This window comes from Paenibacillus sp. FSL F4-0125, assembly GCF_038008565.1.
Taxonomy (GTDB): Bacteria; Bacillota; Bacilli; order Paenibacillales; family Paenibacillaceae; genus Paenibacillus_AQ.
The window spans coordinates 245208-272042 of record NZ_JBBOZJ010000001.1; the positions used below are offsets into that span (position 1 = coordinate 245208).

Sequence of the window (26835 nt, forward strand, 5' to 3'; positions counted from 1 at the left end):
GGGTGTCTTTTGACTATCCCATTAAACCCTTTAGTCCATTCAAGAATGGGGAAATCGATTTGATCATATTGTAGCCCATTTTCACAACCGGCATTGTTCTTTGGATCATCCCTACGAAGCCCATAATTCCACCGAATCCTGAAGCGCCTGAACCTGCAGCCTCGGCAGCCCCCGCAGCTCCTCCTCCCATTCCGAACAGTGAGCCAAATAACGGCATGAGTCCAGATACATTCGCCTTCTGACGGGAGTGAGTGTGTCTTTTTGACTTTCTATTTTTACTTTTATTTTTATTTTTACGTGGTTTGGACAGGGTCAATCCATCCTTATCGAGGCCAGTTATCCATCCTACATACGTGCGTCCATCATGAAGCGTAACACACACGGGTCTACCCTTGAGCTGTTCAGCTCGCTTGCGAATCTTTGCTCTGTTTGACATACGTGGATCACCTCATTGGTCTATTTAATTCTATATTACTCAGATATTCTGGTGTTGCTTGTGCTGGTTCATCATAAATTGGAAAAGAAAGTCCAAAAAATTGATGAAGAGAGGCTATACATAAATATCCATCTCAGACTGGGACGATGCTAAGGTCAGCGATTTTTATGTGGGATCTTATATTTATGAGAATGGCTGGAAAGAGGACGATAGATACATTAAAAGGAAAAAAGGGGGTTCTTCCGCTTATAAAACCCGAATACCAATTAGCATGGGGGTGGAAGGATGCTATCGGCATGGATTGGAAGTTTTATTTTTGCGGGAGCAGCGGTTTTTTACATACTACTAACATTGGGATTACCTTATGGTGAATTTGCGATGGGAGGCAAACATAGAATCATGCCTTCACAGATGAGGGTGGCATGTGCAGTTTCAGTAGTCATACAACTGCTTGCAATCTTGTACTTGCTACAGGCAGGTCATGTGATTTCAATTGGTTTACCGTTTGATAGAGGCGTATGTTATTTTTTCGCAGTCTATTTAATTCTCAATACCGTTATGAATTTATTATCGGACAGTAAAAAAGAAAGGCTTGTGATGACACCCTTATCTTTAGTCACTGCTATTTGTTATGGGCTTACAGCTATCATGCGTGGGTCTTGAGAAAGATATCATGAGACCAGGATTCGACGCATCTAGACTTTAAAGTAGTGATTATTTTAGGACGCATCTGTATAAGATGTGTTTTTTGTATGTCTAGAGACTCTTGATCTATTAAATAACAATATGACTTAGGTCTTTCTTCACACGTTAATAAATTTAACATAGTTTTAAATTGATTTTACAATACTATGCTTTTTCGTTACATCTGTGTGATATAATATCACAGAAACTATGTAAAAATGATAGGGAGGACTTATAATTTATGGGATGGAAGACACGATGGAACAAGCCACTCGCTTCTGTACTGGCAACTGCAGTGCTTTCTTTGCAGGTGTTTGGAGGAATTGGTTTGGGTGCGACTTGGGGTACAGACAAAGCTGAAGCAGCATCCTCAGCTACAGCCAAGCTCCGGTTAATGAGTACCACAGACGTGCACACCAATGTCTACGGCTGGGACTACTTTAAGAATGCGGCCTCAACAACTGTAGGGCTCGATCGAACAGCTACGTTAGTTACTTATGCTAGAAGCGAATATCCTCTTAATAATCTTCTGCTCGATAACGGGGATCTGATTCAAGGTACACCACTGGGGACTTACATTGCAAACGAAAGTAAACTGATGGAATCAGAGACCAAGCTACACCCTATGATTGCGGCTATGAATATTATGGAATATGATGTTGCCACTTTTGGTAATCATGAATTTAACTATGGGCTGGAATTCTTAAATCGTACTATTAAAGGTTATAGTAATAATCCATTAACTGGTGCTGATTTCCCTTATGTAAATGCCAATATATATATTGATGATAAAGATGGTAATCCAGACAATGACAAAAATGCTTTCGACCCTTATGTCATTATCGACAAAACAATAATAGACAGCGATAACCAACCTCAGGTAGTTAGGGTTGGTATACTAGGCCTTGTGACCCCTCAAATTATGGAGTGGGACAAGGTTAATCTGGAAGGTCGAGTTATTACTAAGGATATTGCAGAAACTGCAGCGAAATTTATTCCTGCCATGAAGAACGAGGGAGCCGATGTTATCGTAGCAATGGCGCATACCGGCTTCGATGCAACTGCAGTTGCGGGTACTGATGCAGAAAATGCTATCAATCTGTTAAGTAAAGTTGATGGTATTGATGCGATTACCTTCTCGCACACTCACAAGGTGTTTCCGACAGGTGAGGATAAAACCCTAGACGCTTCTTTCAAAGATCCATTAACGGCATTGCCGTATAATAACGCTCAATCCGTTGTTGATAATGTTTATGGCCATATTAATGGTACTCCAGCTGTGCAAGCAGGTTATGGCGGGGGTTACTTGGGTCTGATTGATCTTAATCTGGTGCAGGAAGGCGGCAAATGGACAGTCGATAAAAAGAACTCTAAAGCTTCGACCCGCTCCATAGCCGATGCTAAACCGGATGCTGCCGTTGACGCTGCTGTGGCAGCAGATCACCAAGCTACTATTGACTATACAGGTCAAGAGCTAGGCGTTACTACTGCTTCGATGAACAGCTATTTTGCAATGGTTCAGGACGATCCTACCGTGCAAATTGTGACCAATGCCCAGAAGTGGTATGTAGAGAAGTATATTGAAAACAACCTTCCACAGTATAAAAATCTTCCGATTCTCAGTGTGGGTGCTCCTTTCAAGGCTGGACGTAACGGCCCATCGGAGTACACGAGTATTGAAAAAGGTCCGTTGACTATCCGCAGCGCAAGTGACTTGTACCTGTATGACAACACGCTAAAAGCTATTAAAGTTAAAGGCTCTGTTGTTAAGGAATGGGTTGAAATGAGTGCGGGTGCGTTTAATACCATCAAAGTGGACAGTGCAGCACCACAAAGCCTGCTTAATGACAAATTTGCTGTATATAACTTCGATGTTATTGATGGCATTAAGTACACAATTGATGTAACCAAAGCTGCAAAATACACTCCTTCTGGTGAGATTAATGATGCCTTATCGAGTCGTGTGAAGCAAATTACTTATAAAGGTAAAACTTTGGATCCGAACCAAGATTTCATTGTTGTGACTAACAACTACCGTGCAAGTGGTGGAGGAAACTTTCCGGGTGTGAAAGGTTCAGAGATTCTAGTCGATTCTCAGGATGAGAATCGTCAGATCCTTATGGACTACATCAGAGAAGTAGGTACTATTGATCCTTCTGCGGATGGTAACTGGTCATTGGCACCTATTTTAAACGATGTGAATATCACCTTTACTTCATCACCAGAAGCGGCAAAAGTTACTATGCCAGCCAACGTTGAAGACACTGGTGAAAAAGATATTAAGGGGTTTAGTATTTATAAGCTTGCTCTCCCAGCTAAGGATGTTGAAGTTCACCTACTCGGAATCAATGATTTCCACGGCCAACTGGATACAGTTTCTACAGTGAGCAATAAGAATGTGGGAACAGCCGCTATTCTTGCGACTTATCTGAAAGAAGCACAGGCTAAATATGATAACTCTCTACTCTTCCATAACGGAGACTCCGTAGGTGCATCTGCTCCAGTATCTTCACTTGAGCGCGATGAGCCAACGATTGAGTGGATGAACATGATGAGATTTGATGTGGGCTCCCTAGGAAACCATGAATTTGACCAAGGTGTCGATGCATTAATGACACAATTGAAAGGCGGTGTGGACCCTAAGAACAAGAACGTTACCCATAAGGGTACAAAATTTGATTATGTTAATGCCAATGCAGTGGATGCCAATACTGGTGATCCAATTATTAAGCCTTATGTAATCAAAGAAGTCGGTGGTGTGAAGATCGGATTTATAGGTCTTGTAACGAAATCTACGCCTAGTAAGGTTGCACCTTCTGGTACAGTAGGTGTACGTTTCCTCACCTCTGAAGAGGAAGTAGCAGCTGTTGAGAAATATGCGAAGGAGCTTCAATCTAAAGATGTTGAGACGATCATCGTGCTTGCACATGATCCGGCGACTACTAAAGATGGAGCGACTACAGGTGAAGCGGCTGATCTGGCCAAAGCGCTTCCTGCCGATTCCCCAGTTGACGTTATCGTTGCTGGTGATAACCATGCACTGGCAAATGGAACCGTAAACGGTAAGCTGATTGTACAAGCTTATTCGTACGGTACTGCATTTGAAGATATTAAGCTGATCATTGATCCTAAAACAGGTCATGTGAAGGAGAAGTCTGCTGTAGTGACCTCCACCTTCCATGACGGCGTAACACCGGATCCGGAAAGTGTGGCACTGGTTAATACTTACCTTGAGAAGCATCCTGAACTTACTCAACCAGTGGGTACAACAAACGGAACTATCACTCGTACCGATGCTTACAACAATGAGGCTGCACTTGGTAACCTGATCGCTGACGCTATGCGTACTGCTGATTTCGGCGATGGCGCTAAGGCTGCTGATTTCGCCTTTATGAATCCGGGTGGTATCCGTGCGGATCTTCCAAAAGGCCCTGTAACCTTCGGCGATCTGGCGAAAATTCAGCCATTCGGTAATACGCTTGTGAAGCTGACGCTGACTGGAGCGCAAATCAAAACGTTGCTGCAACAGCAATGGAATGTAAAAGCTGATGGAACACCCGATATCAAAACGCTGCAAATTTCTGGACTGAAATATACAGCGAATATGTATCTTCCGGTAGCAGATCGCATTGCCAATCTCACGCTAACTAATGGAACACCAATTAATCCTACACAGAAATATACGGCTGTAGTGAATAACTTTATGGCTGCGGGCGGGGATAACTACAAGGTTCTGACTCAAGCTAGTGATTCATTGGCTGGGCCTATTGATTTGGACGTATTCTACGACTATATTGTGAACACATTTGATAGAAAAGAGATTAAAGCAGCTATTGAAGGTCGGATTGTTAACAATTTGAAGGGAGTAAATCCTACGCCGACACCTAGTCCAACGGCACCAACAACAGCACCAACAACAGCACCAAAACCAACAGCAACACCAGCGCCATCAACAGCACCAACAGCAACACCAGCGCCAACTACTGCTCCAGCAGCAAGCTTCAAAGATCTGGGTAAGGTAGCTTGGGCGCAAGAAGCTATTCAAGCATTGGCTGCTAAGGGCATTATAAAAGGATTGGATGCAAATACTTTTGCGCCAACTAAAACAGTGACTAGAGCAGAGTTTATTACAATGCTGGTACGCGCACTGAATCTGACGGGTTCGGCAACAACCAGTTCATTCAGCGATGTTAAACAAGGAGTTTGGTACACGGATTCTATCGCTATTGCGGTGAAGGCCGGACTTGTACAAGGATCTGGTGATGGTAAGTTCGAACCGGGTCGTCAAGTGACCCGAGAAGAGATGGCTATTATGATTGCTAATGCATTGAAGGATAAACTACAGCCGATTGATAAGAATGCAGCGCTGGGCAAGTTTGCAGACAAGTCCAGTATTGCTCCTTACGCTCAGGACGCAATAGCACAACTGACCCAATTGGGGATCGTTAACGGTGTTGAAGGTGGCAAATTTGCACCTAAGGGCATAGCTAACCGTGCTCAAGCGGCAGTCATTATCTACCGTATGCTTGAACAAGCTTCATAATCCGATAGTTCTTCTGAAAAAGTGTATCGATGATCCCAAATAGGGACTCGGTACACTTTTTCTTTTTACATTAGGTATTGCCCTTTGTGCTAATATATGATAATTTAGTTCTGCACTGCATGTTTGTTTTTATATTTTGTGCGGTCGTGGCGGAATTGGCAGACGCGCACGGTTCAGGTCCGTGTGGGTTAATCCCCGTGGAGGTTCGAGTCCTCTCGACCGCATACCTAAGTGTATATAAACTAGCTGTACTTTTGAATTGCTCTTCAACCTGAAGAGCCTTTTTCTATTTATAAGGATATTTCAAATTTGGATAACTCTAATGTAAAAGAAGTGAAGCGAAGATGGAACCTAATGTAAATGTCAATACGAAGCGAAGTGTGCGGTTTCTTGAGAAGTATTTTTCAGGAGAATCGTTAGATTATCGCCATATGATTGCTTTATTCATTCCTATTCTGGTAGATCAGGCCTTTATAGTGGGGCTTAATCTAGTGAATACAGCCATGATCAGCTCGTCCGGTGTGGCAGCTATCAGTGCGGTGAACATGATCGATTCCCTTAATCTTTTTCTCATTAGTGTGTTTATCGCGGTATCAACAGGTGGTACGGTTGTCGTAGCGCAGTATAAAGGAAGCGGTAATAGTCTTATGGTATCAAAAGCTACCGCAGGCGCCACTTCATCGGTTTCCCTTATGGCTTTTATTATTGGTATGTTTGGTATTCTTTTTCATAATCCGTTGTTGAACTTATTATTTGGAGCAGCTTCGCCCGAGGTAATGCACAACGCCCGAATCTATTTGATTGGGAGCTGTATCTCCTATCTAGGAATAGCTGTGGTAGAGGCAGTGTGTGGTGCTCTTCGGGGAATCGGAAGAACGAGAGCCTCGCTTGCGCTATCGCTCATTATGAATTTAGTTTACGTCCTCTTGAATCTCGTATTTATTAACCTTTTGCATATGGGCGTTCTAGGAATGACCATTTCTATAAATATAGCTCGATATTTGGGCGCGATATGCGCTCTGTATTATCTGTTCCGGATGGACAATGAACTGCATATTCGAATTCGTGACTTACTGGTGGTTCAATTCTCCATGCTCAAAAAAATAATGTTCATCGGTATGCCGTTTGCGGCGGAGCAGATGTTCTTTAATGGTGGTAAGATTCTGACGCAAGTCTTTATCGTCAGTCTCGGTACTTACGCGCTTGCTACAAATGCTATCGCCTCTTCCTTTGCGGGGATTATGCAAATTCCGGGCAATGCGCTGTCTTTGACGATTATTACAGTGGTCGGACAATGTATGGGAAGCAATAATGTTAAGGATGCCCGGAAATTTATTAAATCGTTTCTCGTAGCCTCTTCCCTTTCCTTTGTGGTGATGGGATTGTTAGTTATGCCTTTCTTCCATCCGCTAGTTTCGATGTTCCATCCACCTGCGGAGATCGTGAGAGATATCTTTATAATTGTACTTATCAATACAATCGTACAAATACCGCTGTGGTCTGTTAGCTTCATAACACCATCAGCGCTTAGAGCAGCAGGAGATTCCAAGTTTACATCCATGGTGTCTATGCTGAGTATGTGGTTGTTCCGCGTAGTACTCGGGTATATCTTAGGTATTGTTCTGGATTTCGGTCTACTTGGGGTTTGGTTAGCTATGAACTGTGAGTGGGGAATTAGAGGATTCATATTTCTACGGCGCTTCATGGGTAAGAAGTGGGTTCAGCATCGTGTTATATAGAAAAAGTAAAAGACACCCCCCAAAGGGTGTCTTTTTGCTTCCCATGCATGTAGTGTTTTATTCTTTGATCTGTGAGAACAAATCATTCAAAGCTTCGCTCATTGTAGGGTGAGTAAAGATATGATCTCTCAAAAAGGTGAAATCTTGCCCGGTTTGTATAGCCATACTCACGATATTAATCACTTCACTGGATTCCGCACAGAACAATGTAGCTCCGAGAATTTTATTGGTTTTTGCATCCACAATAGCTTTTAGGAAGCCTTCAGTTTCGTTAATTAAGCGGGCACGTGGAATAGCTGCCGAAGGCAACTTCGCGACTTTAATTTCAAGTCCTTGTTCGGTAGCTGCTTCTTCACTAATTCCTACTCTGGATAGTGGAGGATCTATAAATACGCTGTATGGAACAGCGATGCGGTCATTTGTGGTATGGGAATGATCGCCGAAGAGATCATTTCGTACGATTCTATAATCGTCTAATGATATATAGGTAAACTGTAATCCGCCTTTGACATCGCCAAGAGCCCATATATGGGGAACGGTGGTTTTTAGGGAAGGGTCCACCTTAATAGCGCCCCGATCTGTAACTTCTACACCGGCTGCTTCTAGATTTAATCCCTCAATGTTTGGTTTTCTACCTGTCGCAACCAGTACAGCATCGACTTTCAATTCTTGAATAGCGCCATCTATCGAAAAGGAGATAACTGTTCCATCTTTAACATCCTTCAGTCCTATAACCTTTGCCTTCAGTTTGACCTCAATGTTCTTCTTGGTAAAGGTTTGGAGGACGGCGTCCGCGACATCGCGGTCTTCTTTAGGAATGAATTTCGAGGAACCCTCCAGCACCGTAACCTGTGAGCCGAATTGACTGTAGATCGAAGCGAATTCCAAACCAATATAACCACCACCAATGATGGCTAGTTTCGTTGGGAGCTCCTTAAGATCCATAATGGACGTGCTGGTATAAACGAACTTACTATCTTGTATCCCGTCAATCGTTGGAATGATGGTCTCAGCACCCGTATTAATGAAGATTTTGTCGGCGGTTAAGATTTTCGTCTCACCGGCTTCCTTCACTTGAACTTCGTGATCTGATAAGAAGGAAGCTTCTCCATTAATAACTTCTATATTCTCGTTCTGATTTAGATTATCGTAATTTTTCTGGCGTAGAAATGAAATCAGTTGATCCTTGTTATGGATTGCTTCTTCATAAACTTTGCCTTGATGTGCTTGGTAAGCTAAGGATTTGGTAGGGATGCAGGCGATGTTAATGCAGGTTCCACCGTACATTTCCTTAGATCGTTCAATAACGGCTACTTTCCATTTTCGATTAGCTAGTTCTGTGGCAAGGGTCTTTCCGCCTTTACCGAAACCAATAATAATAGCGTCGAACTTGTTCATTTGAATACCTCCGGGTTACACAGGGTGTTATAAATTATGCGGTAAATAGCATGTTATCTTTATTATTACCCTTAATTCAAAGGCTATTAAACGAATAATAAGGAGATTTAAAGACAAAAAAAGATCTCCTCTAAAGGAAATCTCTTAATGATCAATAGGCTGGCTGGCGTATAAATTAGCGTAATTTAATCGATCCGCCATCGGCCATGATTGTTTGACCCGTAATATAGTCGGAGTCTTCGCTCGTTAGGAGAACAGCAACACGGCCGATATCACTTACCAGCTCACCCAGTCTTCTTAAAGGGATCTTGGAAATCATGCTTTGGTAGTACTCTGGGTTTGCTTCTGCCCATCGAATCATACCGCGAATGGTTCTTTCAAATAAGGTCATGCGGCTTGTATGAAATAGAAGGTAGGATAGAATCCGGTTAGCTGTCTAGGTAGGTGAGAGTACAGGGAATCCCATGGTGATCACTGCACCGCCATCCTTACGGTTCCCCGCTGTAATCAGACCTCCGGAGCGCTCTACGATCGCACGGGAGATGGCAAGTCCTAGTCCGGATTCGCCATCTTTCCCTTTAACAAATCGGTGGAACAGGTATGGAAGCAGGTCTTCTGAAATGCCAGGGCCATCATCGCTAACGGAGAGTAGAACCTGGTCATCCTTAACCGAAGCATGAATGTAGATATGCTGATTAGCATAACGAGTTGCATTGGAAACCACATTAAGCAGTGCCTGCAATAGCTTATCTCTATCGGCACGGACCGTAAGCGGCTCGCAATCATCGTAGGATACATGCAGGGTCAGCCCTTTTTTCATCAAAAGAGGGTTCATGCGTTCAATGGTTTCTACGACTATATCGTCCAGTGAGAGCTCGCTAGTTCTAAATATATTCTCCTCACTATCCAGCTTCGCAAGCAGGGTCATTTCCGTAACGAGTTTCTTCAGACGACTACTCTCGCTCATAATGATATCCAGACCCTTATCGATCGCTTCCCCCTCGAAGATACCATCCTTAATGCCTTCAGCATAACCAGAGATAGACATCAGTGGGGTCTTTAATTCGTGAGAGGCATTCTGAAAAAATTGCTTCTGTACGTGGTTAAATCGATTCAATTCACCAGCCATGTCATATACCGACTTAGCAACAGCGCCAATCTCTCCACCAGCCTTGATCAGCTTAACCTCTGAGAAGTGGCGCTCTTTTACTTTTTTCAGTTCTTGCTGCAGCTTCATTAGAGGCTGGATTAGCTTTTTCGTGATAAACAGGCCAAATAGGAGCATAAATGCCCCTGCAGCACCGAAAACGATTAGCAGTCTTTTGAACAGAGCTTGTTCAATGCTTGTTACTGCGCTCATAGGTGTAAGCAGAGTTAGCGTGCCTATTGGCGTAGCCTTCACTTCTGTTATATATCTTGCATCTGTTCCATTCCAAATATTCTGAAGGTCAGAGGCTTGACCAGCGACAAACTGCGCATTGGATTTTACCGCGACGGAACTCATACTCGATGAGGTGGACAATACTTTTCCTGTCTCATCACTAAGGATAGCCTCGACGCTTGCAGTACCTACAGAAGAAGGCATGATCACGGGCAGCGCACGGAGTTCAGTCTCAATGTCGCCACTGTATGTGCTCCCCTCAACTATAGTCGCTGACATGGCAGAGCTAATGGTTCGCAGTTCCGCCTTTTGTGTTCCGACAAAATGATTAAGCAGCACAAAATGGATCACGACAGCGGTAATAGACAGGAGCAGTACCAATACAACGCTAAAGGCTAAATTAATCTGATGTGCTAGCTTCATCGATCTCCACTCCCTCCTCAATACGCATACGATAGCCATGTCCCCATACGGCTTCAATCGGCAGCAGATCTAGCTTTTTTCGCATCCGTTTAATTAAATGGTCTACGGCACGGTCGCTTCCGAAATAGTCATCTCCCCACACATGGGTTAGCAGCTCATCTCTTGTAAATGCGCGGTTGGGAGAGGTTGCAAATACTTTTAGGAGGGTGAATTCTTTACTGGTGAGCTCAATCTCTTTCCCATGCCAGAACACACGTCTTTCATCCAATAATAGCTGTAGATGAGTAACCTCAATATGCGTAGGTGTGAGGGGGTTACTACTTGCAGGTTCTATTTGAGTACTCATTTTATACCACCGTTGTAGCTGGCGTTTAATGCGAGCAACTAGCTCCCGAGGGCTAAATGGCTTGACTAGATAATCATCACTGCCTAGCTCTAAACCTAAAATTTTATCCACTTCATTATCCCTTGCGGAGATCATAATAATCGGCACTTCGGCTTCATTGCGAATCCGCCGACAAAATTCGTACCCGTCCATGCCGGGCAGCATAACGTCGAGTACCCACATATCCGGTGGGCTTGTCTGCCATAAGGTCCATGCTTCTTCAGCGCTGCCAAGACCAATCGTGTGGTAATTTTCTTTTTGTAAATAAGCTTCTACAAGATTACGTATATGTTGATCATCATCTACTACGGCAATGAGATAGTTGGTATTCATTTAGTTAACCTCCAGATTATTCTTCTGCAATTATATCAATCCAGAGGGGAGTAGAGGGGGCTGCCATCGTTTTTCCACAAATTAACCAATGTTATGCCACACCGATTTTGTAAGCTTGGACTTGTAAGATCATTCGAATCGATGAGGAGTGTTGTATTTATGAATCAACAGATGATATTTAAAAAGTTAGCGTTATCCGCCCTACTGGTATCCGCAGTTGCTGCACCGACTGCAGCGAACGCAGCTAGCGGAGCTCAGGATCAAAGTGGAAAAACAACGGCTGCAGCGGTGGTTACTCCAGCAACTAAGGGAACAATTGCTACTCAAGTAACAATCTTTGATTGGGTAGATCCCCTTGAACTGGCTAAAACATATGCACCTAGTACTCTAGAAGACTGGAAGAAGACCTTGGATCAATATTACAAGGCTGCTGGATTTAGTGTAACCGCGGTTTCCGAGCTAGTACCTTCTGAGCAGGCAGAAGGGGTTGTGTTCTCGAAAAATATTGCATCAGCCGAAGCGCTGCCCGTGAGTTATATTGAAGCTGGTCGCAATGTTGAGGTATTGCCTAATGATGAGAAGATGGGGAGTGTCTTCTCTACTTCTATTAAAGGTGTAGCTGCAATTGCAGCAGTAGAAGTGAGTGAAGCTACAATTTCAATTCAAGAGTTTAGCGAGGCTGATAAAGCCTTTTTCAAAGCCCAAGAGGATCTGAATAGTGCTGCTAAAACCAAAGATGCCACTGTGATTAAGGAAGCTTTAGCTAAGCTGCTGGATCAATATAAAGAGAAAATCGAAGCATTTGAAACAGCTAAGTAACAGCGATTAACGCGGCTGGATACAGAGCAGAGAGAGTGAAAAGGGAAGAACAAAAGACACCTCGAGGGGTGTCTTTTTTACGTAAATGTAAGGTTCGATCGAAGGTGTGCTTTAGCAGGCTTTCTCTAGTCCAGCCCAATCTCACCCTTTACTTGAAGCTTTGCCTTCTTGCGCCAGTTGACTCCGATCACCCCGGCGATGATCATCACCGTGCCGGTCCAATGATACCATTCCAGCTGTTCATTCAGCAGAAGCACGCCGCCAAGAATAGAGACAACCGTCGAAAGACTGCCGAAGATGCTCACGCGTGAAGCCTCCATTCGGGATAAAGCGTAGTTGGAGAGGAAGGAGGTCACGAGGGATGAGAGTACGCCGAGATAGATCATGGAGAATATGAACTTAGGCTCCTGAAAAGGTGTGAAATATTGATTCAAGGTTCCTGCTGAACCATGCTTAATGATTGATAGACCATTAAAAAATATAAATCCGAATAAAGTAATCATATAAGTGAGCTCTTTAGGACTCCAAGTTCGTGTCAGCTTTCGGGCCGCAACATTATAGCCGGCAAGGGATAGCGCTGAGATTAGGATGAGTAAGACGCCCCAGAGACTAGAGGAAGAAATACTCACACCCGGTATGGCAAAGATAAGAATGATACCTGCAACCGAGATTAAGGTGGAGATCTTTTGGAAGCCGCTTGTAGTTTCCTTTAAGAACATCGCCGCCAAAATAATGGTGAAGATGGGCATGGTCGCCTGAATAATACCCGCTACAGCTGATGTTGTATGCAGAAGTCCAAAGGCTTGGAGCGTAAAGTACAACGCTGGGTATAGTAGAGCAAGTGGGATGACCACTGCTGCCTTGGATATTCCAAACTTCACCCGCCCCCACCCTGGAAAAGTAAATAACGAAGCGGCGAGAAAAGATAACGTGAAACGATGAGCCAATGTATCGAATGGGTCCGAGACGGTTAGTGCCATTTTTACAAATATAAAAGAAAACCCGACAATAACAGCATTCAAGACAGCAGCTACTATCGCTTTTTGAGTAGAAGATATATTCATCAGTAAGACCTCCAAAGTGTTGCGCGCATTTAGGACCGGTCCTGTTATGTTCTTTATTCTAAGGCTAGAATAGCTGTGCTACAATGAAATTATTGTTCATCTGTACCGGTACAAAAAACTCGGAGGAGGGTGAAGGAGATATATAAGTATTCGGAATTAATTAACGATCTAGAATTACAAATCGCAGAAGACACATACCGTGAGGGTGACAAGCTGCCCTCTATTCGGGAGCTGGCACTACGTTATGATTGCAATAAGAGCACAGTTATTCGTGCACTCCAAGACCTTCAAGATAAACATCTAATCTACGCTGCTTCAAAGAGCGGATATTATGTTATGAAACGAAGTGGGGAGCGGAAAGAAGAAGGTGCCTACTTGATTGATTTTGCGGCATCTGCACCGGACCCGGATATTTTCCCGTATCTGGATTTTCAACATTGTATTAATAAAGCGATTGATATGTACCGTAAGGATTTGTTTATCTATGGAACGCCGCAGGGGCTGCCGTCTCTTATCCGTGAAATGCAGCGACAACTGGCCTCTTACCAGGTATTTGCTGATCCGAAGCAGATTTTCATCACCTCTGGCGTGCAGCAAGCGCTTGGGCTCTTGACCCGGATTCCTTTTCCGAATGGCAGGGAGCGTGTGCTGATTGAACAGCCGAGTTACCCGTTATTTATGGAGTATTTGAAGACGTACGGCATCGAGACCGAGGGAATACAGCGTTCGGATGACGGGGTGGATTTGAATGAATTAGAGCGTTTATTTAAAACAGGCGAGTTCAAGTTCTTCTATACCGTTCCGCGGTTTCATAACCCGCTCGGTGTTTCCTATACCCGTAATCAGAAGAAGGCGATTGCGCAGCTTGCAGCTACATACGATGTGTATATCGTAGAGGATGACTACATGGCAGATTTAGAGCAGGATGCGAAGCAAGATCCGATCTATGCCTATGACAATACTTCACGTGTTATCTATTTAAAAAGCTTCTCCAAGATCATATTCCCAGGTCTGCGTGTTGGTGTGGCCGTACTTCCCGAGGTGCTCTGTGAGTCCTTTAACCGATTCAAAAGACTGATGGATATAGATAGCTCTATGCTGTCCCAAGCTGCTCTGGAGCTGTATTTAAAAAGCGGGATGTTTGAGCGCCATCGTAAAAAGATGCGTTCCTGCTACGGAAAAAGGTCCATGCTCCTCTATGATTCGATCGAGAGGGAGGTAAATGCAGCTTCTGAACAGTATTATTCCTATCGTCCTGCCAGTCAGTTAGGTGTGCATACATATCTGAAATTGGCGGATAACCTTAGAGCAGAGCAAATAATCAAACGGCTGCAAAAAAAGTCTATTCGAGTGGAGATGGCGGATAGCGGTTACCTGCCCTATTTTGCTAAAAAAGAGAGAATCCTAAAGCTCAACGTATCTAGTGTAAAAGAGCCTGACATTCCCTCTGGCATTGAACAGGTCATTCGAGAAATAAGATGAAGTAGCGGTAATAGAGGCTATGACTACCTTTGAAGGAGAAATAAAAAAGCCTGCTAATGTAGCAGACTTAAGGGAATGCGTTATATGAAATCCTAATCTTTCTCTGGCAATAGATGATACCTCTTATTGATCTTCTACGATCTCTGACTGCCAGCCTAACTGTCTGCACATCTCGCTCATTTTGCGGATATTGAGTCTGGCTTCAATCTTGGTTAAGCCCAGTCTCATCGAAGTATCCGCAGCCCAGCGAAGTAGGTACACCAAGGTGTCAGCCTGCGCTTCTTTAGCTGCATAATCTAATAGTACAAGGGTATTGTCCACAACACCTGCGCGTACATATCCCCAGTAGCTGCCATCAAATTGCTGTATAGTAAACAACTCGCGATCCTCTATAACTCCAACCTCTTCTAGCGGACTTTCCAGATGCTCCAGCCACTCTTTTTCAGAAGTGAAATGCAGTGTGTATTGCGGAATATTCCACTCGGTAGTCTGGGTCGCGAGGTCGGTAAGCTGTTTGTTATTTTCTAAAGGAATCCATTTTTCCACGGGATGATCTAACGCTGCCGGAACGTCTACAACGATTTTCCAAGGTCTGTAGTTTACTTCTACGCCAATGGACCCTAGGATCTCAGGTACGCCGACACTTTCCAAGCCTCTTTGCTTGGCGATCCGAATAAGTGCTCTCAAGGCATCCGGTGACCCCTTTGCAACATCATTACTATGCATGACTACAATGGTTCCATTTTCAAGTGTAGGTTCAACTCTGGCAATGATCTCGTCTGCAGAAATACCTGACCAATCTCCGCAATCAACGCCTTCAATATCCAGATAACCGCCCCATTCTGTCAGCCAATCCAGATTCTCTTCCCGGAATGAGCAGTATGGAAAACGCATGAAATTTGGAGACGGAAGACCTGTTGCGTCCTGATATGCCAGCTCGGTCAGCTTCAACTGCTCTAAGAATACGGCCTTTGGCACTTGGGCCATTCGCCGATGATGATACGTATGCGGAGCAAGTACATGACCACGGGAGAGGATTAGTCTCGCCTTATCAGGGTGCTGATCCATCCATTCCCCAGTGAAGAAAAAGGTGCCTACCGCCCCTTCCTCCTCCAAAACATCAAGCCACAATTCAACGGGAAGTTGGGAAGGTCCATCATCAAATGTAAATGCGCATAGTGCTTGGTTGATATCGCCTTTCCAAACCGCTTTAGCTGACATATTGACGCCTCTTTTCTATGGTTATTTGGTAAAGAAGTTCGGCAAGAACTCTTTATTGGCCTCCAGCATTTCATCCAGCATACGTACCGCTACATCTACAGATGGAACGAGTGGATGATGTACCATGGCCTGAAGAGCAAGTGCACGGTCACCGGTTACAGCGGCATCAATAGCTAGTTGCTCATAAGTTTTGACCGCATGAATGAGTCCCTTAGCCATCGGTGGAATCTTGGTCAGTGGTAGAGGCAGTGGACCGTTCTTGGTGACAACACAGTTGACTTCGATACTTGCATCTTCTGGAAGGAAGTCCAGTATGCCACGGTTAGCAACATTCAGGGTCTGGATGTCGTTTGATCCGTTATGGAGCGATCTCATGAGATTAACGGCCGCCTCTGAGTAGAAAGCACCGCCGCGTTGCTCCAGCTGTTTTGGCTTCTCGCTTAACTCCAGATTGGCGTATAGCTCAAATAGCTCTTCTTCTACGCGCTTCACGACTTCAGCACGATTGATGCCTTGCTTAAATGATTCCATTTGCTCTTCGAGCATGGCATCTGTCATATAGAAATATTTCAAATAGTAGGAAGGGACGGCACGAAGCGATTGTAAGAACTCAGGATTCCACTCTCGGGCAGGTACGTTCTTAGCACTGTAACCTTCTGTGAGCATGTCATCCAGCTTATCTTCACCTTCAACATCGATCCGAGTAATCCAGTGCAAGTGATTCAGACCCACAAATTCGGCATAAACACGGTCCGCAGCTACGTTATATTTGGCGGATACTTGCTTGATCAGACCGATAGGTGCGTTACAGAGACCGATACTCTTGACTTTGGAGTATTTCAGAACAGCCTCAGTGACCATTCCTGCAGGGTTGGTGAAATTGAGCAGCCAGGCGTTAGGAGCCAGCTCTTCGATGTCATGGCATACATCCAGAATGACAGGGATCGTACGCAGTGCTTTCATCATTCCGCCAGGACCTGTCGTTTCTTGACCAATGACACCATATTTAAGAGGAATCGATTCATCACGTGCGCGGGCATCAAGCATACCGACACGCATCTGAGTGCTGACGAAGTCTGCACCTTCGATAGCCTTCCGGCGGTCTGTTGTAAGATGAACTTCAATCGGAAGCCCGGATTTCTCAACCATGCGTTTAGCGAGATTTCCAACGATATTCAGCTTGCGAAGTCCAGGTTCGATGTCAACGAGCCATAGTTCACGAACAGGAAGCTCCTTGTAATGAAGAATAAATCCCTCTACCAATTCGGGTGTATACGAAGAACCCCCACCGATAACTGCGATCTTTAATCCTTGATTAGTTGCCAAGATCAACCACTCCTGTCTTTTTTGTTTGTTGGATCGATTCATAATCTTGATATTGCCGCATGGTCTCATACGCTTCATTACTAAGGGTCAAACCATCTTGATCCATTGCGGACCATACGGCACCTACTACAGGCTCCGTGGCAAGAGTCACCACAGTTGCATGTGGAGCTGCGGCTTGTACAGCTTTCTCAATAGGTCCGCGAATCCAGCCGCGATCCCCACGGGTTAGCAGACTTCCCGCCAGAACCACATCGAAGGTGTCCTGCTCCATCCCAAGCTTGTGGATGACTGCAGCAGCGGACTTCCCTAACTCAACGCCTTGCCGATTTAGAATCTCTAAGGCTACAGCATCTCCTTCAGCTGCTGCTTCGAAGAGCAAGCGAGCAGCATGAACAGGAACCCTTTTCCAATGATTGAGGAAATCATTAAACATATCTGCAACTTCCTCATAACCTAGCAAGTTGAGTAGAAGTCCGGTCAAGAGGGTAGGTTGCTCCCGTCCATCCCATGCTCTTATGACAGAACGAAAGACTTCAATGTTGAGAGCACCGCCACCGCCGAAGTCACCGTACATGTAGTCAAAGCCACCACACTGATAGTGCTCTCCTTGCGTGTTTCTGCCTGCCGAATTGGTGCCTGTGCCGCAGATTAGTGCAACTCCATAAGGGCGAGTCGTCCCTGCACGTAATCCGATCATGGTGTCACAGTTAATGGTGTAATTGATAAATCCGATCTCGCGAATCATTGGATGGAGAATGAGATAATCGGCCTCTCGGTCAGCACCGGCAAGCCCAAGATAGGTATGTTGGATGTCCTCCAATCGGAGTCCAGCCTCATCTAGTGCCCCGAATGTGGCCTCTCGAATGCTGTTGGCTGCCTCAAGTGCGCCTGTCTGGTGGTTGCCGTTACCGCTCCTGCCCTTACCGAGAACATTGCCATGTTCATCGCATAGCAGAGCATAGGTTTTGGTGCCTCCACCATCGATCCCCAAGTAGTAAGTCAATGGTTGTCACTCCTTGTTTATATGATTTAATTAATTGGAAGTAGTAGATTCCCGTACAATTAACTCTGGGTCAATCTTTACGCCAGCTCCGCGCTTCATCTTTCCAGTGATACGTTTTAAGAGCATTTCGGCAGCAGCTAATCCAATTTTGTCAGAAGGCTGACGGATCGTTGTTAAATATGGATGAAGCTGTGAAGCAATATAATGATCATCATAACCAATTACAGCTACTTGTTCGGGTACCCGAATGCCAGCTTCCATTAATGCGTTGATGACGCCAAGGGCGATATTGTCATCGCCAGCGAATACCGCAGTAGGTAATTGTCCTTCGTTCAGCCAACGCTTGCAGGTTTCGTATCCCATTCCAATTTCGAAATCACCATGTACAATCTCAAATGGAGTAAGACCTTTTTCCTCAAGCGCTTGTAGGAATCCGGCACGCCGCTCCCGCGTACTACGGAACATCTCCTGTCCACATAGATGAGCAATAGACGTATGACCGAGCGCTAACAGATGACTGGTAGCCATGTAGCCACCTTTGAAGTTGTCAATCGTGATAGAGTAGGTGTCATTCTCGGGCTTTTGGTTATCAATCAGCACATAGGGGATGCCGCGCCGTTTTAATTCCACAATATAATTATCCTCTTCCATCGGAGAGAGCAGAAACAAGCCGTCTACACGATCCTCCTGGATTAAATAATGGCTATCATCCGATTCGATGCCTGCTGAGATGGAGATGGCCAAAAAATAACCATGCATCGCTAAGACTTCATTCAGCTCTTTGACCACTGCGTCAAAAAAAGAATCCTGCAGGGTCGTGACAATAATCCCGATAATTCCCGTCTTACCGCTCGCCAGACTGCGTGCCGCTGCATTAGGGCGATAATCCAGCTCTTTAATGGCCTCCAGCACCTTCTGGCGATTATTCTCGCGTACCGATTCGGCCCCATTTAAGACCCGGGATACGGTTACAACCGATAATCCTGATTTTTTGGCTACATCAAAAATACTCACTTTCATCTCTAGTTCTCCTCGCGGCAGATTTTCCGATCCTGTTTTCTACCTTTAGTATACAGGGTTGGCAGACTGTCCGCTAAACGTATGATTTCAAACAGGTATACCGTCCCTAAAGGGACGGCATATCAGCCAAATATTAACGATGAATGATCTCCGTAACTTTTTTCTGAATCGTCGTCATCACCTCTTCCACCGTCTTATGTCCAGTTTCTACTGGCTGCAATTCATTAATGAACATGTCATTAATTTGCGAGTAGTTGGTGATCAAATGGTTGTAGGATTCGAAGCCATAGTTCACAGCACCCTCGTAGACATTTTTGATATCTTGTGGATCGATGCCGTCAAAATGTTTATAGTAGGCTTCAGCAGCTTCGGTGTTGACTGGCGGGTTACCGCCACTAAGCTCAATGGATTTCTCCTGCACTTCGGTAGTGATCAAATATTTGATCCATTCCAAAGCTTCCTTCGGATGTTTGGAGTCCTTCAAGATCAGCAGCGGATCGACGTAAAGTGTGCTGCGGACCTTATCGTTGCCTCCCCATGGTACAGCGGCTACGCCGATTTTAAAGGGAAAGTCATTCGCACCTGCAAGGTTCCACGAGCCACCGATAGACATCCCGATTTTACCTGCAACAAAGGGATCACCGTTCTGTCCGGCTACGCTTTTGCTCCACTCGGAGGAAGGAGAGACTTTATCTTTGAAGATCAGATCAAAGAGTTTGTTGTAGGCAGCAATCACTTCAGGGGAATCAAAATAAGTCTCGGAAGGCACGCCGCCATTCGCCCATGTATCCTCTGAATAAGGCTGCGCTCCAAAATACAATGGCCGCATATCGCGTTCAGACCAGGTGAAGTCTACGCCATATTGTGTTTTGGCAATATCATCGGAGACGAGAGTCATTTGTTTAGCCTGGTCGACCATCTTTTCAAACGTCCAGCTCTTATCTTCATAATCGCTTGTTGGGTAAGTCAGTTTGGCAGCATCAAACATGTCTTTGTTATAGAGCATCAAGGTGACATACATATTAACTGGGATACCATATGTGTGATCTTTAACCTTATAAATGTTCATCAGGTTCTCTGGGATGTTGTAATCGGCTGCCTTGAAACCATCCTCTTTTATTAGGTCGGTTAAATCGAGCAGCATATCTTTGTTGTAGTATTCTGCGAAACCTCCATAACCCCAGTGACTTGTCACATCGGGTGATTTGCCACCGGCAATTAGCGTTTGCAGCTTGCTGTCGAACTGCTCATAAGGTGCTTTTTCCACTTTTACTTTAATGTTCGGGTGCTGCTTTTCGAAATCAGGAATTAATTTCTCAACAAAAGTCCGGTCTTCTGAATCTATTGTGTAATGGGTGATGGTTACCGTTTCTGCTTTGCCTCCTGAATTAGCCGAGCCACTATTTCCTTCAGATAGAGTGTTACCCGCCGATTTGCCACCGCTACAGCCTGACAATGCCAGAACAACAAGCATGGTTGTTGCAAGTAAAAGCGCACTACTTTTCCTGTTCTTGTTCATTAGCTAAACCCTCCATGATTTCAAGTATATTTGGCCGCCCGGGTGGCGGATTATTACTTAATCCCTGTAAGTACAATCCCTTCGACGAACTGTTTCTGTGCTACAGCAAACAGCGTAACGATAGGAACCATAGCTAGAACCGAGGCGACCATCAGCAAATGCCAAGGTGGAATGCGGAATCTGGATGAGGTGAGAGAAGCCATCCCGACGGGTAGCGTGAACTTCTCTGACGAGCTTAGGTAAAGCACCGGTGTAAGCAGATCGTTCCAGTTGTAGATAAAAGCAAAGATAGCTACAGTTGCAAGGGCAGGTTTGGAGAGTGGGAGTGCTATAGTAGCCCACATCCGTATTTCGCCGCATCCATCAATGCGTCCGGCATCAAACAGCTCTTCAGGCAACGTGGAGAAGAATTGGCGCAGCAGGAAAATGTTATAAGCTGAGCCGAAAAAAGCAGGCACAATCAAGGGCAGGAAGGTGTCGATCCAGTTCATTTGCGAAAAGAGTACGAATTGCGGAATCATAATTGCTGGATAAGGCAACATCATTGTGCTCAACAATAGGATGAACCATATCTGATTCCCTCTACCTCTGAATCTGGCGAATCCATAGGCGACCAGCGCTGAAGAAATCAAGGTGCCTACAACGCTGAGACCGGCGATAATTAAACTATTTTTGTAAAGCGTACCGAACTGCAGGGTATCAAATATTTCTGTGTAATTGCTCCACTGCCAGCTCTCTGGAAGAAAGGTGGGTGGAAACTTCAGCATCTCACGTTTGGACTTAAGTGAAGTGGAGACCATGAAGAACAAAGGAAGCAGCATCAGAAATGTTGTAACTACTAAAGTAATAAAGCTAAAAATCTTAACAGGCTCCACTTTCCGGCGGCGTTTGGTTCCTTTAGTCTGGGGGCTTAGCGCTCTGACTGTACTCATTTGCGTCCGCCTCCTTCGTAGTGAACATAACGGTTAGACAATTTCATAATTAGTGCGGTGCACAGCATAACTACGATGAGGAGCACCCATGCCAAGGCTGAGGAATAACCGGCACGATATTCTTTGAAAGCACTGGTGTAGAGATTATAGACATAGAACCAGGTAGAGTAATTCGGACCTCCTTGAGTCATGACAAAAGCTTGGGTAAAGACTTGGAAGGAATCGATCAGTCCCATAATTAGTTGAAAAAGCAGCACGGGAGAGATCATCGGTAAGGTAATGTTCAAGAAAATTCTGAAGCGTCCGGCACCGTCAAGGTTAGCGGCTTCGATCAAGCTAGCCGGTACGCCTTGCAGACCTGCGAGGAATAAAATCATTCCTGAGCCTGCTGTCCAGAAGGTCATAATGATCAAGGCATATAGTGCAGTGTCCGGGTTCATCAGCCAAGCCGGTCCATGAATACCGAACCAGGAAAGGATGTAATTGAAGAGCCCGATCTGCGGGTTGAAGATCCAGTACCATAAGAGGGACATGGCCACGCCGGATACCATGCTTGGAAAATACATGGCCGTTCGGAATAAGCCGCGCAGGGGAATGGTCTGGTGAAGCAATAGCGCAAATCCAAGACCGAGAACAAGCTGGATAGGTACACCGATGAAGGTATATCTCAGTGTGACAACCACCGATTTCCAGAATAGGTCATTGTGAAACATCTCTGTGTAGTTAGCGAGCCCGATAAACTTAGGCGGGTGTATGATGTCATAATCAGTAAAGCTGAAGTAAAGCGATGATAAGATAGGATAAAGGGCGAATACTAGGAAGCCGATAATCCAAGGAGAAATGAACAGATACATGTAGAAGGTCTGCCGCCTGTTCTCGCGATTGATCATGACACACCAACCTCTCATTTTAAAGTATAAGCGCTTTAACTTTTGGTCGTGCTAATACTATTAAGTAGCAATAATAATAGATACCTTTGTATTAAAGTTTAACCGCTTTAACTTTTTGGTTCGCTTGATAAGTTTATCATAGAGGATGATCACTAAATAATCAATACTTATTTTTAACTATAAAAGCGCTATCAGTCATTAAACATAACATTAATCCTGTTATTTTTTTGAGAAAGTCCCTCGAACAAGATTTATAAGGTTTTTATGATAGTAATTATAACATATGAATGTTATTTTCGATTGATATTTCTCGTGCTATGATTAGGCTTGATTATATTTTTTTAGAATCGAGGAAACTGAGTGACGACTAGACCCTACCTAAAAATGATCCAGCATTCCGTGAAATCCAGAGGTATCAGCTTTGAGGAAATCACACCGAATTTCGTATATAGAGCGACGGATGGAGTTCATTCGTTTGTAATGGTAGACGCGGAGATTGGTCTAAACAGCAGCGCTTCTACGATTATTGCCATGAGTAAATCTCTAACTTATGATGTCTTACGCAAAGCGAATATTCCGGCTGTAGAGCATGTCTATTTAGCACATCCGGACTCCAAATTTAGCAATTTAGACCCTTATCCAATAGCTAAGGATTATTTCCATAAGTGCAATGGAGAGGCTGTTGTGAAGCAAGACAACGGGGCGCAGGGCAATCATGTGTACAGGGTCAATGAGATAGGAGATCTGCAAGAGAAGCTGGATTTATTATTTTCCTTGCAGCTTAATGGGGCGATAGGCCCTTATTATGAAGCAGAGATTGAGTATAGAATCGTAACTTTTAATCATCTGGCGCGTGTATTCCTTGGGAAAAAAAGAGTCCATTCCTGGAAGCACAATTTGATTAATGGAGCTGTTACGATTGAGGTAAGTGATCAGGCCAAACGAGAGGCGCTGGCAGAGCTTGCATCCCAGACCTCTAAAGCGATGGGCCTTGATTTCTGTTCCATAGATATCTTAGAGACAAATCAAGGCCTCAAGGTCATCGAAGTTAATCATAAGGTTATGTTAGATGAGTATTGTAAGCAGAACCCGAGCGAAGTGTCAGCTCTATCTGATCTTTATAGGGAAGTCATTCTCCAGCGTTTTGAGAAGCTATAAGCCGATATCGAGCAGCGATTGCCCGAATAATCGTTTGGCATTTCCGATGAAGGTTTGTGTGCCGACAATTACAATAATCTCGGAGGACGATCGAGCTTTTATGTGCGTAAGAGCATCCTCCAAATAGGGAAACTCGGAGCTTTTTTCGATAAAACGCTTGGCAACACGGAGTGCATCTGTAGGAAAAGAAAGATGACTGATGTCAGGCTTTGTGACGATCAATTGCTCCGAGACCGTACTCATCACTTCGATAACCCCTAGATAATCTTTATCTTCGGGAACACCGATGATTGAAGTTACATCTCGACTGCGGTCGGGATTGACTAGTTGAATAAGCTCAGCCAAATAGGTTGCCGATTCCTTATGAATCGCTCCGTCAATAATTGTTAACGGATCATGGCAGATCACCTCACAACGACCCGGCCATTGCAGTTTTGCAAAACAATTGATTACGAGCTCCCTATCCAGAGGACCGCCTGTAATATCCTCACATAGTGCGACTGCAGTGGCGGCATTTAGAGCTTGAAATTGTCCCAATAACGGGATCGTTAAGGACGGGTAAATCGCTTGATTTGTCCGAACATCAAAAGTAGTTCCAATGGGCGTTATTGTAATAGAGTCAGCCCAGAACTGCTCCTCATAGTACTGTACAGAATTGGAGGTAAGATTCTCCTTTATAGTCGCTAGTACGCTCGACTTCTGCCTGCTGATATAGGTTTTTGTAGCCTTGTTTTTGACGATTCCCAGCTTATGTAGCGTTATGCTATTCAGGTCAGGACCCAAATTAGCTACATGTTCTTCCATAATCGGAGTAATGACCGCCCAATCATTCTTCAGGACATTCGTGTCATCAAACCTTCCGCCTCTTCCGCATTCAATTACATTGAAATCGGTATGATTCTCCTTGAAGTACAACGCCGCAATAGCTAGACCTATCCCAACAGGACCTTGATATTCATCTGCACCAAGCTGATCTTCAATCGTTTGGAATCCCTGGCGAACCACATTTCCTAATCGTACAAAATCCTCTGTAGATATGGCCCGCCCGTTAATCCGAATTCTCTCGTTGAAATCGACCAGATGAGGGGAGGTGAACAAGCCTACTTTATAGCCTAGGTGACTTAACAAAGAAGAGATGAATCTAGAGGTGGAGCCTTTACCTTTACTGCCTGTGACTAGTATGTAATGTTGATCTCGATCCGGACTTCCGACTAGATCCAGCAAAGCTCTGGTTAATTCCGGTCTTCGAACTTGTTCATCCAAAGTTTCTGTGATGTTGTTAATGGCTCTTAAATAAGAGCTATAGATCATATCTTCTACCTGAGATTGTGAAGTGAATTTCACGATTATCGCTCCATTTAGTTAATTTTTGCCCGTTCTTCAGATAGCGTCGTGTAGATGATTATCGGAAGCAGTATCAGAGAAATAGCAACGGTCAGAGCGATGCTCCAGTTCAAATCCTTATACAGCTGAACTACTGTAAACAATAAAGCGATTACGGGCAAGACCAACTTGTTTAAGTGTTTTAAGAATAGGGAGTTCATGCTTCTCTTTACGGTAACCGATGTGCCGATACTGGGGATTTCCAGTTCATTCCGTGACAAAGCGGTGATTCCGATAAATAAGTGGCTGTCGATAAATTTAAGCTGCTCATTCTCCTCATTTAGCTTGATCAGTTGGGCTATATGCTCAGTGTCTATATCTAAGATAGGGACGGTGATTGTTTTGTTGTTATAGGTGACGACGATTTTGTCGGTCTCTTCCATACCCAGCAGCTTTCTAACATTGGGATGAATTCGGCATAGATTTTGGTGTTCATCAAAAGGGTAGGGGTGGCCTACTCTTAGCGTAAGCTCTCTTTTGCCAATAAAAAGATTTCCTAATGCGGTTAAAGGCCGTTTGATTCCCAGATGTATAAGTTTATGTATGCCTGGCTTGGACTGAGGACTTGTTCTTGCACGGGTAATAATTAGTTGATCATCCTCAGTGGCATGAGTCTCAAGCAGCAACATGATATATCTGTTGAAATACAGGGCATTCGGCTTGGCTGTGTCATCTTCTTTTAAAGTTAAGTTTACCCGAAAGCCATTTTTAGGATTAATAAGCTCGACATGGTTCGAATATTTACGGACAAGCGTTGGACAGGCTTTGACATAAGGCTTGGCAATCTCGTCCACTTTAGGAATTCCCCGAAGGATCGTGCTGTACTCAGGTTTAGTAATGGTTAATCCTGTTAGAGGGCAGTTTCCTAGCTTGTCCTTTGCTCTTTTCGACAATTGAATACTGCCTCTTGGGATATCACTTTTAGATAAAAGCAAACAGCTAACCTGAGCGCCATTCTCTGCCTTAAGCTCGACAAAGATATGGTGGACTAAGCCTAATTCGACTAACTCATCGGGGTTCATTGTGATTTCTTCCCGAGCGGTATAGCTCTGTTTTTCCAGTATAGTGAAGGTCTGCTCGATATTTATGTTAGGCGCCTCCCAATCGATTGATGATTTGTTCGAGGGAATGAATGGTTTTTTGGAATAAATCAAATGAATTCGGGTTACGATAATTTCGATTAATTTCAATCTGAATACCTTGAACTAACAATTCTTTAGCCGAATACGAAGTGATCGTTCCGGGATGAGATGCAGAAAAGGTATGGTTTTGATGAACATTGGTAATACCATTATTGAAAAAAATACGTACGACTTCATTTATATTATTTTCCTGTATGGATGTTCCGTGTAATGTGCCTAAATCAATATCGAATTCTCTGTCCTTAGAAGCACCATGTAAGTCTATAACAAAGTTAATTTGATGCTCTTTGACAATTGTTCCAAGCGCAGCTTTATATTCTCCCCCAAGGATGTAATTTGGGTCTTCTTTGGAGAAGCTATTGGAATAAATACAGTGGCAATCTGTAAGCTTGTGTAACAGCAGCGCTAGCGAACCTGTATACATGTCTGCAGGCTTTACAGCATGTTCTCTATAGTGGTTAATGGCATGCGGAGCAGATACAAGTACGGGAAGGGTGCCAACTTCTATGGAGTAAGAGGGCTCTACCCCGATATCGCCAAAATAATTATTATTA

22 protein-coding genes and 1 tRNA gene are annotated in these 26835 nt (G+C 44.3%); 7 read left to right on the top strand and 16 right to left on the bottom strand.

Annotated elements, in window-relative coordinates:
* Positions 1-13 precede the first annotated feature (13 nt).
* Positions 14-436: a hypothetical protein gene (locus NST74_RS01175; protein ID WP_341110044.1), complete on the bottom strand. Its 423-nt coding sequence runs from the start codon at positions 434-436 to the stop codon at positions 14-16.
* Between the two features lie 285 nt (positions 437-721).
* Between NST74_RS01175 and NST74_RS01180 the strand changes: the two genes are divergently transcribed.
* The 4 genes from NST74_RS01180 to NST74_RS01195 all read left to right on the top strand — a co-directional run bounded on the left by NST74_RS01180 (position 722) and on the right by NST74_RS01195 (position 7402).
* Positions 722-1099, top strand: coding sequence for a hypothetical protein (locus NST74_RS01180; RefSeq protein ID WP_341110045.1), 378 nt, complete (start codon positions 722-724; stop codon positions 1097-1099).
* 262 nt (positions 1100-1361) lie between these two features.
* Positions 1362-5663: a bifunctional 2',3'-cyclic-nucleotide 2'-phosphodiesterase/3'-nucleotidase gene (locus tag NST74_RS01185; protein WP_341110046.1), complete on the top strand. Its 4302-nt coding sequence runs from the start codon at positions 1362-1364 to the stop codon at positions 5661-5663.
* 140 nt (positions 5664-5803) lie between these two features.
* Positions 5804-5887: transfer RNA gene (locus NST74_RS01190), tRNA-Leu, on the top strand.
* 120 nt (positions 5888-6007) lie between these two features.
* Complete coding sequence (locus NST74_RS01195) at positions 6008-7402, top strand: MATE family efflux transporter (protein WP_341110047.1); 1395 nt, start codon at positions 6008-6010, stop codon at positions 7400-7402.
* A gap of 57 nt (positions 7403-7459) precedes the next feature.
* Here the strand turns inward: NST74_RS01195 and NST74_RS01200 are convergent, their stop codons facing one another.
* The 4 genes from NST74_RS01200 to NST74_RS01215 form a co-directional block, all read right to left on the bottom strand.
* On the bottom strand, positions 7460-8800 hold the full coding sequence (locus tag NST74_RS01200) for an FAD-dependent oxidoreductase (RefSeq protein WP_339288805.1): 1341 nt from the start codon (positions 8798-8800) through the stop codon (positions 7460-7462).
* Positions 8801-8975: 175 nt separating this feature from the next.
* Positions 8976-9191: an SDR family oxidoreductase gene (locus NST74_RS01205; RefSeq protein WP_445668117.1), complete on the bottom strand. Its 216-nt coding sequence runs from the start codon at positions 9189-9191 to the stop codon at positions 8976-8978.
* 45 nt (positions 9192-9236) lie between these two features.
* Entirely contained in the window at positions 9237-10604 is a 1368-nt protein-coding gene (locus NST74_RS01210; RefSeq protein ID WP_341110048.1) for a sensor histidine kinase, read from the bottom strand.
* The gene (locus tag NST74_RS01215; protein WP_341110050.1) at positions 10582-11322 is read right to left on the bottom strand and encodes a response regulator transcription factor; all 741 of its coding nucleotides are present in this window, start codon (positions 11320-11322) and stop codon (positions 10582-10584) included. The genes NST74_RS01210 and NST74_RS01215 overlap by 23 nt, the downstream gene beginning before the upstream one ends.
* Positions 11323-11481: 159 nt before the next feature.
* Between NST74_RS01215 and NST74_RS01220 the strand changes: the two genes are divergently transcribed.
* A complete protein-coding gene (locus tag NST74_RS01220; RefSeq protein ID WP_341110051.1) occupies positions 11482-12141 on the top strand; it encodes a hypothetical protein in 660 nt (219 codons plus the stop codon).
* A gap of 125 nt (positions 12142-12266) precedes the next feature.
* Here NST74_RS01220 and NST74_RS01225 read toward each other — a convergent pair whose 3' ends face one another.
* On the bottom strand, positions 12267-13205 hold the full coding sequence (locus tag NST74_RS01225; RefSeq protein WP_042123399.1) for a DMT family transporter: 939 nt from the start codon (positions 13203-13205) through the stop codon (positions 12267-12269).
* Positions 13206-13343: 138 nt separating this feature from the next.
* On the opposite strand from NST74_RS01225, the gene NST74_RS01230 reads away from it, so the two are divergent.
* Positions 13344-14687: an aminotransferase-like domain-containing protein gene (locus tag NST74_RS01230; protein WP_341115799.1), complete on the top strand. Its 1344-nt coding sequence runs from the start codon at positions 13344-13346 to the stop codon at positions 14685-14687.
* Positions 14688-14810: 123 nt separating this feature from the next.
* Here NST74_RS01230 and NST74_RS01235 read toward each other — a convergent pair whose 3' ends face one another.
* From NST74_RS01235 to NST74_RS01265, 7 genes are all read right to left on the bottom strand, one after another.
* Positions 14811-15908, bottom strand: a complete 1098-nt coding sequence (locus NST74_RS01235; protein ID WP_341110054.1) for a polysaccharide deacetylase family protein — start codon at positions 15906-15908, stop codon at positions 14811-14813.
* A gap of 21 nt (positions 15909-15929) precedes the next feature.
* Entirely contained in the window at positions 15930-17276 is a 1347-nt protein-coding gene (locus NST74_RS01240) for a 6-phospho-beta-glucosidase (RefSeq protein WP_341110055.1), read from the bottom strand.
* Entirely contained in the window at positions 17224-18237 is a 1014-nt protein-coding gene (locus NST74_RS01245) for an N-acetylglucosamine kinase (protein ID WP_341110056.1), read from the bottom strand. The genes NST74_RS01240 and NST74_RS01245 overlap by 53 nt, the downstream gene beginning before the upstream one ends.
* Positions 18238-18267: 30 nt before the next feature.
* Positions 18268-19257, bottom strand: a complete 990-nt coding sequence (locus NST74_RS01250) for a LacI family DNA-binding transcriptional regulator (RefSeq protein ID WP_341110057.1) — start codon at positions 19255-19257, stop codon at positions 18268-18270.
* 133 nt (positions 19258-19390) lie between these two features.
* A complete protein-coding gene (locus tag NST74_RS01255; RefSeq protein WP_341110058.1) occupies positions 19391-20776 on the bottom strand; it encodes an ABC transporter substrate-binding protein in 1386 nt (461 codons plus the stop codon).
* 53 nt (positions 20777-20829) lie between these two features.
* A complete protein-coding gene (locus NST74_RS01260; RefSeq protein ID WP_042184115.1) occupies positions 20830-21708 on the bottom strand; it encodes a carbohydrate ABC transporter permease in 879 nt (292 codons plus the stop codon).
* Complete coding sequence (locus tag NST74_RS01265; protein ID WP_341110059.1) at positions 21705-22598, bottom strand: carbohydrate ABC transporter permease; 894 nt, start codon at positions 22596-22598, stop codon at positions 21705-21707. Before NST74_RS01265 ends, NST74_RS01260 begins: the two co-directional genes overlap by 4 nt.
* 399 nt (positions 22599-22997) lie before the next feature.
* Here NST74_RS01265 and NST74_RS01270 point away from each other — a divergent pair, with 399 nt between their 5' ends.
* Positions 22998-23756, top strand: a complete 759-nt coding sequence (locus NST74_RS01270) for an ATP-grasp domain-containing protein (protein WP_341110060.1) — start codon at positions 22998-23000, stop codon at positions 23754-23756.
* Here NST74_RS01270 and NST74_RS01275 read toward each other — a convergent pair.
* The 3 genes from NST74_RS01275 to NST74_RS01285 form a co-directional block, all read right to left on the bottom strand.
* Complete coding sequence (locus NST74_RS01275) at positions 23751-25100, bottom strand: bifunctional folylpolyglutamate synthase/dihydrofolate synthase (protein ID WP_341110062.1); 1350 nt, start codon at positions 25098-25100, stop codon at positions 23751-23753. The two genes, NST74_RS01270 and NST74_RS01275, sit on opposite strands and share 6 nt — an antisense overlap.
* 14 nt (positions 25101-25114) lie before the next feature.
* Complete coding sequence (locus NST74_RS01280) at positions 25115-26161, bottom strand: hypothetical protein (protein WP_341110063.1); 1047 nt, start codon at positions 26159-26161, stop codon at positions 25115-25117.
* A 67-nt stretch (positions 26162-26228) separates the two neighbouring features.
* On the bottom strand, positions 26229-26705 hold the full coding sequence (locus NST74_RS01285) for a hypothetical protein (protein ID WP_341110064.1): 477 nt from the start codon (positions 26703-26705) through the stop codon (positions 26229-26231).
* Between the last annotated feature and the right edge of the window lie 130 nt (positions 26706-26835).